The following is a 15,528-nucleotide window of genomic DNA, read 5'->3' on the forward strand; positions in this document are numbered from 1 at the left end:
AGAGTGCGCCGCTCCGGATGCGGAGCGGCGCACCGCGCGTGAACCTCCTTGTGAGGAGGTTCACCATGCGCAGTGATCTGATCGCTCTCCGTGTCGCCGGGGTGGCCGTCGCCCTGACGGCACTCTCCGCCGTGACCACCGTGGCCGCCCCCGTCGCCCTCGCGAACCCGGACGGCCGCGGCAGCGTCTCGGCCGATCCCGACCCCGCACGTTCGGGAGCGCAGGTCAAACTGCGCGTCCGCGGCTGCGACGGCGACTGGGCGTCCGCCACGTCCTCGGCCTTCGTCTCCGAGATCCGCCTCAGCCGGGGCCGCGGAGACAGCCGGGAACTGTGGGGCGACGCCCACATCCGCTCGGACGCCTGGTCCGGCCGCCACGAGATCCGGGTGCGGTGCGACGACCGGGACGACCGGGTGCGCGGCTCCCTGGAGGTCGAGCACCACCAGCCCTCGCACCACCCCACCCCGATCTGGCCGGTGCACGCGGGCGGCGGCGGCATGGCCGCGGAACTGGCCGCCGGGGCCCCCGCCAGCACCACCGCCAAGAAGGAACACGAAACGGGCGGCCCCGGCCTTCCGCACACGGTGATCGGCGCGGTGCTGGCCGCCGCGGCGACCCTCGCGGTCGCGGGCCGCGCGCTGGCCCTGCGCCGCCGCCGCAGCGGCGGGTGAGGGCGCCCCGGTGACGGCGGAGCCGAAGGCCTCCGGCGGCGGGCGGCTGCTGACCGCCGCCGCCTGGACGGTCCTGGTGCTGGGGCTGTGGCTGTGGGGCCGCGAGATCACCGGGGTGCCCGGGGGTCCGTACGCCCAGCCGGGCCGGATGTCCGCGCCCGGCATGCCCGCCGCGCACGCCCCCCTCCCCGCGCCCGCCACGCCCGGGCCGCCGCAGCGCGTCGACGTGCCCTCCATAGGCATCCGGGCCCCGGTGATCAGCCGGGGCCTGGATGCGCAGGGGGCGATCATCGCGCCGCCCTACGAGCAGCCGGGCACGGTGGGCTGGTGGTCGGGCGGGGTCCAGCCCGGGGCCGCGGGCACCGCGCTGCTGGTCGGGCACGTGGACACCGAGTCCAAGCCGGCCGTCTTCTACGGGCTCAGCTCGGCGCAGCCGGGCGGCAAGGTGCGGGTGCTGCGCGCGGACGGCACGGCCGCCGAGTTCACCATCGAGGACATCCAGGTGTACGAGCGGGCCTCCTTCGACCCGCACAAGGCCTACGGGCCGAAGGTGCCGGGCCGGGCGGAACTGCGGCTGGTCACCTGTGGCGGTTCGTACGACAAGGCGGCGAAGCAGTACACGGCGAACGTGGTGGTCTCGGCCTACCTGACGGCCACGGGGACCCCGGACCGGGCGTCGGCGGAGCCGTCCGCACCGGAGCCGGCCGCCGTGAGCGGTTGAGAGCGGCCCGGCAGCGCGCCCTCCGGGACCCGCAGGGCACAAGCGAAGAAGCCCCTCGCGTGAGCGAGGGGCTTCTTCGTGTCTGTGCGCCGCCAGGGACTCGAACCCCGGACCCGCTGATTAAGAGTCAGCTGCTCTAACCAACTGAGCTAGCGGCGCTTGTTTCGACAAAGAGAACTTTACCCCACACGTGACGGTGCTCGTGACAACACACGTCCGCCTTGTCCGATTAGCCCATGTTTGGGGTGTTTATCGTGCACGATGTGTTCTGGCCGCGCCGTACCTGATGCCCCGCCAGGTGCGCCCCGGCCGCCCAGTGGACGAACAGGGGAGTGGACGGAACCGCATGACGACGCAGCCCCCTCAGCAGACCCTGATGACGACGCCGCTCTTCGAGGAGTACGCGCCCGCGCCCGACTGCGCGTGCCCGGGCTGCGTCCAGCGGCGCCGCTCCCTGGCCCGCGCCCGCGCCATACCGCTGCGGGACGGCGGTCACCCGGCGGCGCGGGGAGCGCGGCGCGCGCTGGTGCTCGCCACCGCCGCCGGGGTGGTGCTCGGCGGCTCCGGCGGCGTCGCGGCGGCGGTCGCCAACCCGGACCCGGTGCCCGGACCGGCGTCTCCCGGCAGCCCCCAGGGCGGCCGGGCCCCGCTGCACGGCCCCTCGCCCGCGGGCCCGGTCCGGCTGCCGACACTGCGGCGGAACATCGACCGTACGACGATCATCAACCGGGCGAAGCGGTGGCTGGACGCGAAGGTTCCGTACAGCATGGAGCTGTACTGGACCGACGGCTACCGCCAGGACTGCTCCGGCTACGTCTCGATGGCCTGGAACCTCGGGACCAACGAATGGACCGGCAGCCTCGACAAGTTCGCCACCCGGATCACCAAGGACGAGCTGCTGCCGGGCGACATGCTGCTCTTCCACAACCCGGCCGACCCGAACCAGGGCTCGCACGTCACCCTCTTCGGCGGCTGGGTGGACGGGACCCGCACGCACTACATCGCCTACGAGCAGACGCGCCCGCACACGCGCAAGCAGGCGACGCCCTACGGCTACTGGAACAACGCCACGAAGTACCTGCCCTACCGCTTCAACGGGATCACGGGCGGCACGGTTCCCGCGGCCCCCGCCACTCCCGAGGTGCCGGCCGCGCCCGCCGTCCCCGAGGTGCCCGCGGCGGGGCCGGTGACGCCGGGCACTCCCGCGACACCGGTGACGTTGCCGAAACCGAAGCCCCAGCCGGTGGCCGACGCGGCCTATCCGGGGGCTGCGGCCTTCGGCCCCGGCGCGAACAACGCGCACGTCGCCCGGCTCGGCCGGATGCTCGTCGACCGCGGCGGTACGCGGTTCTACCCGCAGGGGACCGGTCCGCAGTGGACCGACTCCGACCGGCTGGCCACCGAGGCCTTCCAGCGGGCCCAGGGCTGGACGGGCGCGGAGGCGGACGGCCTGCCGGGTCCGCAGACCTGGAAGCTGCTGGTCCAGAAGCAGGGCAGGGACATCGCGCCGACGCGGACCGGGGCGGCGGGCCCGCCGCCGCTGTCGGAGCCGCCGTACCCGGGGGCGGCGGCGTTCCGCCCCGGCGCGTCCGGACCGGCGGTCACCGCCCTGGGGCGGCAGCTGACGAAGAAGGGCTTCGGCAAGTACTACACGACCGGCCCGGGCCCCCGGTGGGGCGAGGCCGACCGCCGCGGCGTCGAGGCGTTCCAGCGCGCGCAGGGCTGGCGCGGCGCCTCGGCCGACGGCTATCCGGGCCCGGAAACCTGGCGCCGGCTGTTCGCATGACGGAGGAAACGATGTACCCCACGCGTACGACGTCCACGACGGGCACGATGCGGATCCCCCCGGCGCCGCCGACCCCCGCACCCCCGGCCGCCCCGTCCCCGGGCCGCTGGACCACGCCCCCGGAAGCCCCCCGGGCGGGCCTGCACACCTTGTCGGCCCCCGCCGTTGCGCTCCCGGAGGGGCACGGGGTGGCCTTGGCGCAGGAGGGGGCCGACTTCCGGGCCCCCGCGGCCCGTGCGGAGTCCCGCACGGGCGCCTCCGCCGCCATGCCGGTGCCGGACGGCCACCGAGCCGGGGTCTCCGCGCCGCAGGGCCACGAACACGCCGGCGCGGGGGAGCACCCGAGCGGGGCGGCCCCCTCCGACCCGGGACGACGGGCAGTGCTCACGGCCGTCGCGGACCACACCGCCCCGGCCGCGGACCCGCCGCGAGGCGAAGTCCCCGCGGCCCGCGGCGAAACCGGCCCCGACACCGCCTACGCGCCGGCCGAAGCCGCCGCCGGCCCGGACGCGGCCCCCGCCGCGACGGGCGGGTCCGGTGGCGGAGGCGGGCACGAGTACGAGCACGGGCACGAGTACGCGTACGGGCACGAGTACGAGTTCGGGCACGGGTCGGAGGCCGGCGTGGCTCCGGCCCTGGCCGAGGCAGCCGCCGGGACCATCCGGTACGCCGGGGCCGGTACGGCCCCCACGATGTCCGGGTACGGGGTCGGGCTGGAGGCGGCCCACGGCGCGACCGGGTACGGGCCGGGGCTCGGCGTGGCGCCCGCCCTGGCGGAGGTCGAGGCCGAGGCCGAGGCCGAGGCCGTGACCGGGGCCCGTGGCGGCACGGTCACCCACCTGGCGTGTGCACGGGCCGGGGAGGCGGCCCCCGAACCGGTCGGCCTCCGCGACGCCGACCCGAGCGGCCCCCCGCCCACCCCCCACACCCTCGTCACCGACCCGGCGTGGGGCCCGGTACTCGCCCCGCGCCCGCCCGTCACCGACCCGGTCCAGGTTCCGGAATTCGCCGCGGGCACGTTGAGCGCCGACCCGGGCCAGGGTCCGGTACCCGCCTCCCGCCCGCCCGTCAGCGACCCGGTCCCCGGTCTGGACTTGGCGGCGGGCACGTTGAGCGCCGACCCGGTGCAGGTTCCGGACTTCGCCGCGGGCGCCCCTGCCGCCGGCCCGGAGCGGGGGCCGGCCCAGCCGACGGGCGTCCTCGACGCGGGCCCGGCCGGGGCGACCCCCGCCTTCGGCACCCGCGTCGCCGCCGCGGACCGGGATCCGGCACGCACCCCGGCCACCCCCGACGCCGACCCGGCCCGGGGCCCGGTACTCGTAACGGGGGCCCCCGCCGCCGACCCGGGCGGCACCGCCCCGGTCCTCGGCGCCCCCGCCGCCGACCCGGTCCAGGATCCGATGCCCGGCACGGACGCTCAGGACGCCGACCCCGGTCAGGCTCCCGCCGCCCGCCCCGCCCGGGGCATCGCCCCCGTCCGCTCCCCGCACGCCGTGTGGCCGCCCGCGCCCGGTGGTTCACGGGTGCCCGGGCCCGGGGTCGCGCACGTCGTGGCGCAGGCCGTGGCGCGGGGGATGGAGGAGGACACGCAGGACCTGCCCCGGGTGACCCTGCCGGGCCCGGGGTCCGCGGCCACGGAGGTGCCGGCCGGCCTGCCCTTCCAGGGCGAGGGGACCGCGGTCCTGCGCCCGGCCCCCGCCCCCCGGCCCCGCGCGGCGGCGGCACCCGCCGACCCCGGCCGCCGGGTGCCCCGCGGGGACGACCGGCTGCGCGAGCGCCGCGGTCCGGTGCTGCCCGGCTCGGTCGGCCTGCTCGTCGGCGCTCTGGCGCTCGCCGGGTGCGCCGCCGTGCTCTGGCGGGCCGGGGCGCTGCCCGCCGCACTGGTGGAGGGCTTCGGGATGGCGCCCCGCGCCTACCGGGGGCTGCGCGCCTATCAGTGGCCGCCGCTCGCCTTCCTCGGCATCGTCGCCCTCTTCGCGCTGGGCGGCCTGGGCCGGGGCCGTACCGGGCACGCCTGGGTGCTGACCCTGTTCGGCCGCTACCGCGGCACGGTCCGCCGCACCGGCCTGCTGTGGGTCAGCCCCCTGCTGCTGCGCCGCCGGGTCGACGTACGCCTGCGGCACTGGCGCAGCGACCCGCTGCCCGCCGTCGACTCGGGCGGTCTCGCCCTCCAGGTCGTCGTGCAGGTGGTCTGGCAGATCAAGGACACGGCCCGCGCCGCGCTGGCCGTCGAGGACCACATCGGCTACCTCGCCGAGCAGGTCGAGTCCGCCATGGCCCGCGTGCTCTCGCAGCTTCCGGCCGACGCCTTCCACGAGGACGCCCCGACCCTGCGCGACGCGGAGGCGGTCGGGGACGCCCTGACCCGGATGCTGGCGGCCGAGACCGAGGCCGTGGGCATCGAGGTGTACTCGGCCCAGCCGACCCGGATCGAGTACGCCCCGGAGGTAGCCGCGGCGATGCGCCGCCGTCGGGTCGCGGCGATCGACGCGAAGCACCGGGACAGCGTGCTGACCTCGGTGGTGGACGCGGTCGACGACACCGTCAACCGGCTGACCTCGCGCGGGCTCGTCGAGCTGGACGACTACGAGCGCAAGGCGCTGGTGAAGGACCTGACGGTGGCCTTCTACACGGGCCGCCCCGAGTAGACCCCGCGGGGCAACCGCGCACTCACGCCAGGAACGCGAGGGGCGGCCGGAACCACCGGCCGCCCCTCCGGCGCGCGTCCGGCCGCCCACATCGCGGGACGTCCGTTCGCCCTTTGGTCTGGACATGGCCAACTCCCGTCAATAATCTGGAACTTGGTCTAGACCTGAACGGCAGAACAGCAGAAGAGCAGAACACCCGCACACCCGCACACACCGGTACCGCTTTCCCCCGCGTGCGCACGCTCACCGAACTCCCCCCACGTTCAAGGAGCATCATGCGTAAGACCCGCATGCCCGTCCGCATGCCCAGACGGGCCGGCGCCGCCGCGCTCGGCCTCGGCATGATCGTCGGCCTCTCCGTCCTCAGCGCCCCCACCGCGAGCAGCCACGGGTACACCGACACCCCGATCAGCCGTCAGAAGCTCTGCGCCAACAAGACCGTCACCAACTGCGGCTCCATCCAGTGGGAGCCGCAGAGCGTGGAGGGCCTCAAGGGCTTCCCGGCGGCCGGACCCGCCGACGGCCGGATATGTTCCGCCAACCACGCCGAGTTCGCGGAGCTCGACGACCCGCGCGGCGGCACCTGGCCGACGACCAAGGTCACCAGCGGCTCGGCCTACGACTTCCGGTGGCAGTTCACGGCCAACCACTCCACCACCGACTTCCGCTACTACGTCACCAAGAACGGATGGGACCCCTCCAAGCCCCTCACCCGGGCCTCGCTCGACCCCCAGCCCTTCCTCACGGTCGCCTACAACGGCGCCCGCCCCGCCATGACCACCGTCCACCACGGCACGATGCCGGGCGGCAAGACCGGACGGCACCTGATCCTGGCGGTGTGGACCGTCAACGACACCGCCAACGCCTTCTACTCCTGCTCCGACGTTCAGTTCTGACGCCGCGTCAGCTATCCTCCGGCGGCATGCGGACGACGACGACACCCGGGACCGTCGCGGAGCTCGTGGCGCGCCAGTGGGGCGACCACCGGCCGGGGCTGAGGTACGGCGAGACCGTCCTCAGCCACCACCGGTGCGCCCGGGAGAGCGCGGCGCGCGCCGCGCTGCTCGTCGCCCTGCTGCCGCCGGGGGCGCCGCCGCACGTGGGGGTGCTGCTCGACAACACCCCCGAGTTCCCCTTCTGGCTCGGCGCGGCGGCCCTCGCCGGGGCCGCCGTCGCCGGCATCAACCCGACCCGGCGCGGCCCCGAGCTGGCCCGCGACATCCTGCACACCGACTGCCGGATCCTGGTCACCGAACGCGCCCACCTGCCGCTCCTCGACGGGCTCGACCTGCCCGGCGTACGGATCCTGGTCACCGACGACGACGGCGCGTACGCCGGCCTGCTCGCCCCGCACGCGGACGCCCGGCCCGGGGACGCCGTGCTCCGGCCCGGCGGTCCGGGCCCCGGCGACCGGCTGCTCCTGTACTTCACCTCCGGATCCACCGGCGCCCCCAAGGCCGCCATCTGCACCCAGGGACGGCTCGCCGCCGCCGGAGCGGCCCTCGCCCGGCAGTTCTCCGTCACGCCGGACGACGTCCACTACATCTGCATGCCGATGTTCCACGGCAACGCCGTCATCGCCGACTGGCTCCCGGCCCTGACCGCGGGCGCCTCGGTGGCGCTGCGCCGCCGCTTCTCGGCCTCCGCGTTCCTGGACGACGTACGGGCGTACGGGGCGACGTACTTCACCTACGTCGGCCGGGCCGTCCAGTACCTCCTGGCCACCGAGCCGCGCCCCGACGACCGGGACCACCCGCTGCGGCTCGGTTTCGGCACCGAGGCCGGGGCGGTGGACGCGGCCCGCTTCGCCGAGCGGTTCGGGGTCCGGCTCGTCGAGGGCTACGGGGCCACCGAGGGCGGCGCCTCCGTCCAGCGCACCCCGGACACCCCGCCTGGCGCCCTCGGCCGGGCGGGCGCCGGGGACGACCTGGCCGTCATCGACCCGGAGACCGGCGCCGAGTGCCCGCCCGCCGTCTTCGACGCGGGCGGCCGGCTGGTGAACGGCGCGGAGGCCATCGGGGAGCTGGTCAACCGGGGGCGCAGCCTCTTCGAGGGGTACTGGCGCAACCCCGAGGCGGAGGCCGCCCGCACCCGGGACGGCTGGTACTGGACGGGGGACCTCTTCTTCCGCGACGCCGCGGGCTTCCTCTACTTCGCGGGCCGTACGGACGACCGGCTGCGGGTCGACAGCGAGAACCTGGCCGCCGCGATGATCGAGAACATCCTGGCCCGCTGGGAGGCCGCGGCGGCGGTCGCGGTGTACGCGGTGCCGGACGAGGTCGCCGGGGACCAGGTGATGGCGGCCCTAGCGCTGCGGCCGGGGGCGGTCTTCGACCCGGAGGCGTTCGGGGCGTTCCTCGCGGCGCAGCCGGACCTCGGCCCGAAGATGGTGCCGCGCTACCTGAGGGTGGTGGCGGCCATGCCCGTGACGGCGACGAACAAGGTCCACCGGGTCGGTCTGCGGCGGGCCGGGTTCCGCACGCCGGACCCGGTGTGGTGGCGCCCGGCGGCGAGCGCCGGGGGCTACCGCCCGCTGACCGCGGCGGACGTCGCCGCCCTGCTGGAGGCGTACGCGGCCCAGTCCCGCGTGGAGCTGCTGGACCGCTGAGGGGCGACTGCCGGCCGGTGCGGAACGTGGTCGCGAGCACCCTCGACGACCGGGTAATATTTTCTCTCGTGAGGCGCCGCTAGCTCAGTTGGTTAGAGCAGCTGACTCTTAATCAGCGGGTCCGGGGTTCGAGTCCCTGGCGGCGCACAGCGAGGCAATCGCCTGACCAGGCCGTTCTTCCTTCGGGAAGAACGGCCTTTGGCGTTCCTGGGGCTCGGTGCTAGCGAGGGGCTAACCGCGCCGCCGTCGGTTCGCGCGGGCTTGGGTTGCGGCACCAGCGCCACCGAAGCCTCAGCGTTCTCGCGAGCGACCTCCGGCAGGACCGATGTGTAGGTGTCCGCCGTGATCTGGATGGTCGAGTGCCTGAGCATGGCTGAGATCACCTTCATGTCTCCCCCAGCAGCAAGTGCCAGCGTCGCGGCACCGTGGCGTAGGTCGTGGAGCCGGATGGGCGGCAGGTAGCCCGGATGCGGATACGGCCGCAGCGGCTCGTCCGGGGTGAGGGGATACCACGTGTGTGGGTCCACGATGCCGTTGGCTGTGAGCCCGCGCTCACGCTGGAAGTCGAAGACCGCCCGGCGTAGGTCGTCATCGAAGACGGCTGACTCGGGCAGCCCGAGCGCCCGCTGCACATCGGCCACCGCTTGGCCCACGTCCCCGACTCGCAGAGTGTTGGCCCGCTTCACCATCCGGACGAAGTGCCGACTGACGTAGTCCGGGTGGAGCGGCTTGCCGTCTTCGGTCGTGAAGACGTGGACCGTGTCGGTCCAGGCTGGACCCAATGCCAGCCGTTCGGTCGCCTGACGGGCTCGATGGGCCCGGAGGACATCGACCGTCACCGAGTCGAGCGCCACCACGCCGCCGCTGTCGTCCTTGGGCCGGGAGATGGCCGTGGCCCAGCCGATCTGAATGATCTGCCACTCCACGGCCAGCGCTCCGGACTCCAGGTCCACGTCAGTCCACGGCAGCCCGATGCCCTCGCCTCGGCGCAGGCCCCGGAAGACGAGCAGGTGGTAGTAGGCGTAGAGCCGGTCAGTGGCTACAAGATCGAGAAACGCCCCGACCTGTTCCGGCCGCCACACCGCCACCTTGGGCCGGCGGCCCGTGGCCATCCACTCGATGACCCGCTGCTCGGTCCACAGCACCGGCTTGGGCCGAGGAGCCGCGTCGATCTCCACGAACAGGGCAGGGTTGTCCACGATGCGGTGCTGTCGCTTGGCGGCGTTGAGGGCCGCCCGCAGGGTGGCATGGATGCGAGCCAAGGTCGCCGGACCCACCGGGCGAGGGGTCTCGGCGGTGATGGCCACGATGGTGTCGTAGGCACTACGGATGTGGCTGGCCCGCAACTTCTCCAGGTCGATGTCACCCAGGTACGGCTTGAGCCGCTGCTCGATGTGCCCGGCGTACGAGCGGCGGGTGTTGGCCGCCAGCTTGCGCTTCGCTCTCAGCCACTCGTCCAGCCACTCCCCGACGCTCTGCCGCAACGTCAGCGACAGGCCCGCGCCGAACCGCCGCTTCGTCTCGGCGAAGTCCGGCAGCTGCTGAAAGCTGCGGTAATGCTCGCGGATGGTCGCCAGGATGTCGAGCCGCCCGGCGTCGTCGTCAGCCTCGGGGACGGCGAGCAGCCGGATGACCTGGTGGAGTTCGTCGATGGCCTCGCGCTGGGTGGCGAAGCCGCCTCGGGTGAGCTGCTGGCGGCCGTGCTCTTGCCGGCCCTCGTCCGTCAGCGGCAGATCCACGACGTACGACCAGGTGCCGTGCTTCTTGGTGCACGCCAACCGTCGCCCCGCTTGGTTGAAGCGAGGCGGACACTTGCAGCGCTTATACGTCGTGCCCTTCATGGCTTACCTTCTTCGCGGACTCCTCAGAGTGCGGGTTCGTCCCCGCTTTGAGATCGTCTTCCAGCTCGGTCAGCAGATCGCGGGTGATGTGGCCACGCATGGCTTGGAGTTGACGCGGTGTCGCCTCGGCTGCCCGACCGGCCAACCGTCGGTCACGTTCTTCCGACCAAGTCCGCTCCCAGCGTGACAGCGCCACCAGGTTGACCCACTCCGGCGTCGTGCCGACCTTGCGCGCCACATGCCGCTCGGCGTCGCTCACGGCGCTAACCGCTCGCTCGACCAGGGCCGGGTCGTCCAGGCCCGACCGCCGGGCTTCGTCCAGCAGCTCAGACACCTGGCTCGGCTCGACACTCGGCGTGGCCGCAGGTTTCGGAGTGAGCTTGCGCAGGGTGGTCCGGTCGCCGAACAGCAGCGCCCGCAGAGTAGCCGCCGTCAGGTGGGCGCCAGGGGCCAGCTCAATGAGCTGATCGTCCGGGCTGGTGATGAAGTCAACCGGGGCTGCGTCCAGGGCCAGGGCGAGCAGCAACAGCTCCTCGATGGAGAAGCGCCGTGCTCCCACCTCCGCCTGGCCCACAGTGCCTCGAATCCACGAGGTGAGCCCCTGCTGCCGGATACGGACGGCAGCTTCTTCCTGCCGGAGTCCACGGGCTTGCCGGACCTGCTTGAGGCCAGCAGCCAGCACGTCCCGCAGGGATGGCGTCGTGGGCTCCATGGATCACCTCGGTAGATCGCGACTGGAGCCATCCACGGTACGCCTTCATTAGCTCGCAAGCCAGAGCGTTTCATTCGTTACAAGTTGGGGCATCATGCGCTCTGAAGTCAGAGCATCAACCACCGATGAGGTGAGCCCCATGGGCGGCATGACCCGAGAAGAGCTGCTGCGGCTACCGGCCATCACGGACCTGGTCACGGCCGGCAAGGCGTTGGGCATCGGGCGGACGCGGGCGTTTGAACTGGCCAGACGCGGCGAGTTCCCGGTGCCGGTGCTACGGGTGGGCGCGACCTGGAGGGTGCCGACTGCGCCACTGCTGGCACTGCTGGGCATCGCGAACTAGGGAAATGCGCATGCCGCGCTCGGAGTCGAAGAGATCGGTGAAGACCGCATCGACGGATCTCAACTATTTGGACGGACGGCCCTTGGCCGGGGTACGTCAACGCTAGCGTTTGAAGCAGGGCCATCGCCCCTGCCGCTTCGAAATCCGCACACAGAAAAAACCTCCAGAAAATCTCCTGAAGGCTGAATTAAATTTTTATGCCGCGTCTGCGGAATTCAAGCAGAGCTCTGGCGGAGGTGCGCAAGGAGCTCTCGCCCACTGGCCGTAAGAACGACACTCCGGTCATTTAGGCGGTACTCCACAAGCATCATCCGCTGCATATTGTCCACAACCTCGCGGATGCTGATACCGGGGCCAGCATATTTTCGGGAGGCGAGAGCCGATAGAACAACGGTCTCTAGTTCGCCGATGTGGATTGCCGCCTCCGGCTCATCCCTAAAGGCGAAGAGCACGATCGGCAAACGCTCTGCGACGGCGACGACCTCAGGGGGAGCCTGAGTGCCGTCAGCCCCCGGAAACGATTCGAAGTCGCCCTTCAGGATATCCTCCGTGGTCATCTCAGACCCCTTCACGAGTCGATGGCAGCGGTCGACTGTGCTGCCACTTTAACCGAGCGAAGTAGCGACCCACGGTAGTAGCCGGCGATCGCTGTTGGGAAGACTTCGGCAAAGACTCGCCGGAGATGCTGTGCGGCCTCGTCCCGCCTAGTCCCAACAAGATCATTTTCTCTCAAAGAGACAAAATACGCAAACATGCCAATTCCGTCCCGACCTGCAGACTCCAGGTGCTGGACCACGGGACTGGCAAACCGGAGGGGAATTATCTCGTCGCCCCTCAGCATAATGGCCGCATCGCTACCAGCTTTCACGGGCAAGAACGGTAGGCGCTTCAGCTCCCAGAATCCCCGCACATCGCCACCGAGCGTCGCATCGCAGTGCTCGGAAAGATGTTGACTAAGCTCGCCCTCAACACCCTTAACCGCCTTCTCAACCACGTAATTGAAGAGAGTCGAAGGATCGCCAGCTTCGACCACGACATTGGCCTCCGCGACCAACGAGTCAAGCAGATGAAGCTCCGTCGGTTGATTTGCAAGCTGCCGCCGAAGATCTTCATGGGCCTTTCCTACGAGCGTCTGCAGGCTCAGCGCTATTTCACTATCCGACAGTTTGGCTGCCACGTCGCAGAACTCTGCGTAATTTCGCCAAAGCGGAACGAAGGAGCGTTTTCTGAGTATAACGGTGGAGTAGTAGGCAAGGAGCCTCAGCATTTGCCCCTTTTCCGAAGGGCCTGGCGAATTCAAATTGATCAACAAGCGCGCACAGTGACTTCCGCGTTTCACCCACTCAATGACCGTCGCATCGTCAAAGCCAGATTGCCTCGCCACTGCCCACGAGTCCTCATCAGGATCACTGCCAGCGGACAGCTGTACCTTGCCCGCCGCTCCTGCCCCTAGAATCAACTGGGCATCAAGGCTCGGCGGCTCCAGATAGTTCCAATCCGGCCGAAAGTCCTCGAAGATCTGGCCGATCGTTATGGGGTCATCCTCCGGCTCTCCGATCACCTGACTAGACTCTCCGAGTCCCCTCAGCGTTTCAATACTTCTCAGCAGAAACAAGTTCGCTGCCACGATGAGAGGGTGGAACACCATCCACCGATAGCTTTGCAATCGCTGGTAGATCAGTGATTCTGCAACCGACAGGGCGCCGAGGCGTAGCCCGACTCGGTATCCGCCCTCATGTTTTACGATCTCATAGTTCTCAATCAGCCGACGATGATCGATCGCGCCAAACTCAGTCCCGGCCCGCTGCGCATCCCTAATCAAATAATCCAGCCGGTCGACGTCGAGTTCGCCAGCGACGATGCCATGAAGGCAACCAGCCCAATCGGTCTGAAGCTCCGACGTGTCATAGATTCGCCAGAAGACGTCTCTCAAAGTAGTATCGGCGAGACCTCGGGTCATCACTTGCCTGGCAATGAGCCACCCGGCAATTTCGTGCTCCTGGGAATTGTGGTGACTTATTTCTGACGCCTCAGTTCCATGCGAGGCCACGACCGCGTCAACAACAGGAATTAGTAGCGGCTCAAGGGCGTGAGAAAATGGCGGGTGGCCTATATCGTGAAGCAGCCCAACGCAGCCCAAGGCGTCGCTGATCGTTTGGATTAGCTCGTCGTCGGAAAGTGCAATATCGGGCATATCGGCGCGAATCTCCGCCAGTATCGCCGCGATTACTTCGGAGGCCGTGTTTCGGCAAATCGCACCCCACGCCAAGCGCGCCAGGTGCATCGCACCAAGCGAGTGCTCGAAGCGCGAACCGCTCATCGTCGGATAAACGACTGTGGCCAAGGAGTTCTGAGAGATTCTCCTCAACCGCTGCACCATCGGATCATCAACGATGGGAAACAGCGATGGCGGGACACGAACGTAGCCATGAACTGGATCTCTGATGAGGCGATCTTGACGAGACTCGATCATGACTTCGCCTTCCGAGAGCCGACTTCGCCGTGGCGCCGTCCCACTAAGCCATCGTGGAACACCAAGAAACAGTCCGCGACTCGGAGCCCAAAATCGCCAGACCTGCGGCTGCCCTACAGGCCAACGTTCAGGTCGTTAAGACTGGTTCAGATTTTTCGCGACCCCACCGGCACTCGGCCCACGCGCACGCCCCCAGCGATGGCCCGCGGCCTATCTCGGGATGGACCCGGCTTAGACTGCCCAGCCGGGCAGTCACTTGCACTGACCAAGGTCGCCTGGTCCTTGGCAGCGCACTTGTTGGGTTTGGGGGCGCTGCCCGCCGGGGCAGTTGGCGCCGAGCTGGCGCAGGGTGCCCCGATCCCGCTGGTCGATCGTGAGCACCAGCGGGTCCTCACCACGGTCCAGTCCAACACCCCAGCCGGAAATTGCTAAGTGATGCCAGAGGCGTCATCGTCGCGGCGGCCCTCACCGACTGAGCATCGATGATCGTCGCGATGGGCTCGGGAAGTGTACGCTCCCTTGCCCAGCCCCCTTGATCACCCTGATCTGGCCAGCGACTTCCGGACTGCTTCGGTAAGCAAAGCCGCGCGCGCATCGTCCGAGCCGCTGACGATGTGGTTCATGGCGTAGCCGAAGGCGATTCCTTGTGCGGGGTCGGCGAAGCCGAGTGAGCCGCCGCGGCCGGTGTGGCCGAAGGCGTTCGGGCCGGTCATGAGATTGCCCTCAGTGGGCAGCATGAATCCGGTGCTGAATCGGCTCGGGATCACCATGACCTGGTCCTTCCCGTTGGCCTGCTCCTGGATCGCCGAGGAGAGGGTCTCCCGGGCGAGCAGGCGCACGCCGTCCACCTCGCCGATCAACGCGGCGTACATGCGCGCGAGGGCCCGTGCGGTGCCGATGCCGTTGGAGGACGGGATTTCAGCGGCCTGCACCTCGGGAGAGTCGAAATCGATCGCGGCCGGGTCGGTGACGGCGAACGCCCGGTTGCTGAAGGAGTTCGGGTCCCGCCAAGCGGCGACCTGTTCGCGGAGCTCCTCGGGGACCGACTCGGCCGGCACCGTCGTAAGGTCTACCGCCGGTCGCCGGTACACCATGCGGCTGACCCGGTCGCGCTCGCTCTCCGGCATGCCGATGAAGAAGTCCAGTCCGAGAGGGCGCGCGATCTCGTCGGCGAAGAAGCGGCCTGGTGAGCGGCCGGAGACCCGGCGGATCACTTCGCCGACCAGCCAGCCCCAGGTTCGGCCGTGGTACCCGTGTGCGGTGCCCGGAGTCCACAGGGGACGCTGCGCCGCCAGCGCCACTGCCATGGGCTCCCAGGACAGTGCCTCCGCCAGGGGCAGCGGCTGGTCCAGGGCAACCAGGCCGGCCTGGTGGGACAGGAGCCAGCGCACGGGGATGTCCGCCTTGCCGTTCGCCGCGAACTCCGGCCAGTACTTCGCCACCGGCGCGTCAAGGTCCAACAGTCCGCGCTCGACCAGCATGTGTGCCGCGGTCGCGGTGGCGCCCTTGGTCGCCGAGTAGACCAGTTGAAGGGTGTCCCGTGTCCACGGACGGCCGGTCTCGGGGTCGGCGACGCCACCCCACAGGTCGACCACCGGTCGGCCGTGCCAGTAGACGCACACGGCCGCACCGATGTCCCCGTGCTGGGTGAAGTTCTCTATGAACGCCTCGCGGACCGGCTCGAACCCGGGCGCTACCTCACCGTCGATCGTTGTCATGCCGCTC

The 15,528-nt window shown here is 70.6% G+C and carries 11 protein-coding genes, 2 tRNA genes and 1 pseudogene; 8 read left to right on the top strand and 6 right to left on the bottom strand.

Going from position 1 to position 15,528, the window contains the following annotated elements:
* Positions 1-65 precede the first annotated feature (65 nt).
* Positions 66-671 (top strand): hypothetical protein, encoded by a 606-nt coding sequence (locus AC0693_RS05865; RefSeq protein ID WP_478801060.1) that lies wholly within the window; start codon positions 66-68, stop codon positions 669-671.
* A gap of 10 nt (positions 672-681) precedes the next feature.
* Positions 682-1,392: a class F sortase gene (locus AC0693_RS05870; RefSeq protein WP_478739522.1), complete on the top strand. Its 711-nt coding sequence runs from the start codon at positions 682-684 to the stop codon at positions 1,390-1,392.
* Between the two features lie 85 nt (positions 1,393-1,477).
* On the opposite strand, the gene AC0693_RS05875 is transcribed toward AC0693_RS05870, so the two are convergent.
* Positions 1,478-1,551 (bottom strand) — tRNA-Lys (locus tag AC0693_RS05875).
* Between the two features lie 217 nt (positions 1,552-1,768).
* Here AC0693_RS05875 and AC0693_RS05880 point away from each other — a divergent pair.
* The 5 genes from AC0693_RS05880 (at position 1,769) to AC0693_RS05900 (ending at position 8,581) form a co-directional block, all read left to right on the top strand.
* A complete protein-coding gene (locus AC0693_RS05880; protein WP_478801352.1) occupies positions 1,769-3,178 on the top strand; it encodes a peptidoglycan-binding protein in 1,410 nt (469 codons plus the stop codon).
* Between the two features lie 11 nt (positions 3,179-3,189).
* Positions 3,190-5,826 carry an SPFH domain-containing protein gene (locus tag AC0693_RS05885; protein WP_478801061.1) on the top strand — a complete coding sequence of 879 codons (2,637 nt, stop codon included), beginning with the start codon at positions 3,190-3,192 and terminating at the stop codon, positions 5,824-5,826.
* Between the two features lie 302 nt (positions 5,827-6,128).
* On the top strand, positions 6,129-6,722 hold the full coding sequence (locus tag AC0693_RS05890; RefSeq protein WP_356404865.1) for a lytic polysaccharide monooxygenase auxiliary activity family 9 protein: 594 nt from the start codon (positions 6,129-6,131) through the stop codon (positions 6,720-6,722).
* Between the two features lie 26 nt (positions 6,723-6,748).
* A complete protein-coding gene (locus AC0693_RS05895) occupies positions 6,749-8,434 on the top strand; it encodes an AMP-binding protein (RefSeq protein ID WP_478801062.1) in 1,686 nt (561 codons plus the stop codon).
* 73 nt (positions 8,435-8,507) lie between these two features.
* A tRNA-Lys gene (locus AC0693_RS05900) sits at positions 8,508-8,581 on the top strand.
* Between the two features lie 374 nt (positions 8,582-8,955).
* Here AC0693_RS05900 and AC0693_RS05905 read toward each other — a convergent pair.
* Positions 8,956-10,275, bottom strand: a pseudogene (locus tag AC0693_RS05905) (tyrosine-type recombinase/integrase); the annotation flags it as partial.
* Positions 10,256-10,987, bottom strand: a complete 732-nt coding sequence (locus tag AC0693_RS05910; RefSeq protein ID WP_478801063.1) for a hypothetical protein — start codon at positions 10,985-10,987, stop codon at positions 10,256-10,258. The pseudogene AC0693_RS05905 and the gene AC0693_RS05910, both read right to left, overlap by 20 nt.
* A 148-nt stretch (positions 10,988-11,135) precedes the next feature.
* On the opposite strand from AC0693_RS05910, the gene AC0693_RS05915 reads away from it, so the two are divergent.
* The gene (locus AC0693_RS05915) at positions 11,136-11,330 is read left to right on the top strand and encodes a hypothetical protein (RefSeq protein WP_478801064.1); all 195 of its coding nucleotides are present in this window, start codon (positions 11,136-11,138) and stop codon (positions 11,328-11,330) included.
* Between the two features lie 215 nt (positions 11,331-11,545).
* Here AC0693_RS05915 and AC0693_RS05920 read toward each other — a convergent pair whose 3' ends face one another.
* The 3 genes from AC0693_RS05920 to AC0693_RS05930 all read right to left on the bottom strand — a co-directional run bounded on the left by AC0693_RS05920 (position 11,546) and on the right by AC0693_RS05930 (position 15,521).
* Positions 11,546-11,887, bottom strand: a complete 342-nt coding sequence (locus AC0693_RS05920) for a hypothetical protein (protein WP_478801065.1) — start codon at positions 11,885-11,887, stop codon at positions 11,546-11,548.
* Between the two features lie 11 nt (positions 11,888-11,898).
* Positions 11,899-13,803 (bottom strand): HD domain-containing protein, encoded by a 1,905-nt coding sequence (locus AC0693_RS05925; protein WP_478801066.1) that lies wholly within the window; start codon positions 13,801-13,803, stop codon positions 11,899-11,901.
* 536 nt (positions 13,804-14,339) lie between these two features.
* Entirely contained in the window at positions 14,340-15,521 is a 1,182-nt protein-coding gene (locus tag AC0693_RS05930) for a serine hydrolase domain-containing protein (RefSeq protein WP_478801067.1), read from the bottom strand.
* Between the last annotated feature and the right edge of the window lie 7 nt (positions 15,522-15,528).

This window comes from Streptomyces sp. NPDC043876 (assembly GCF_056435825.1).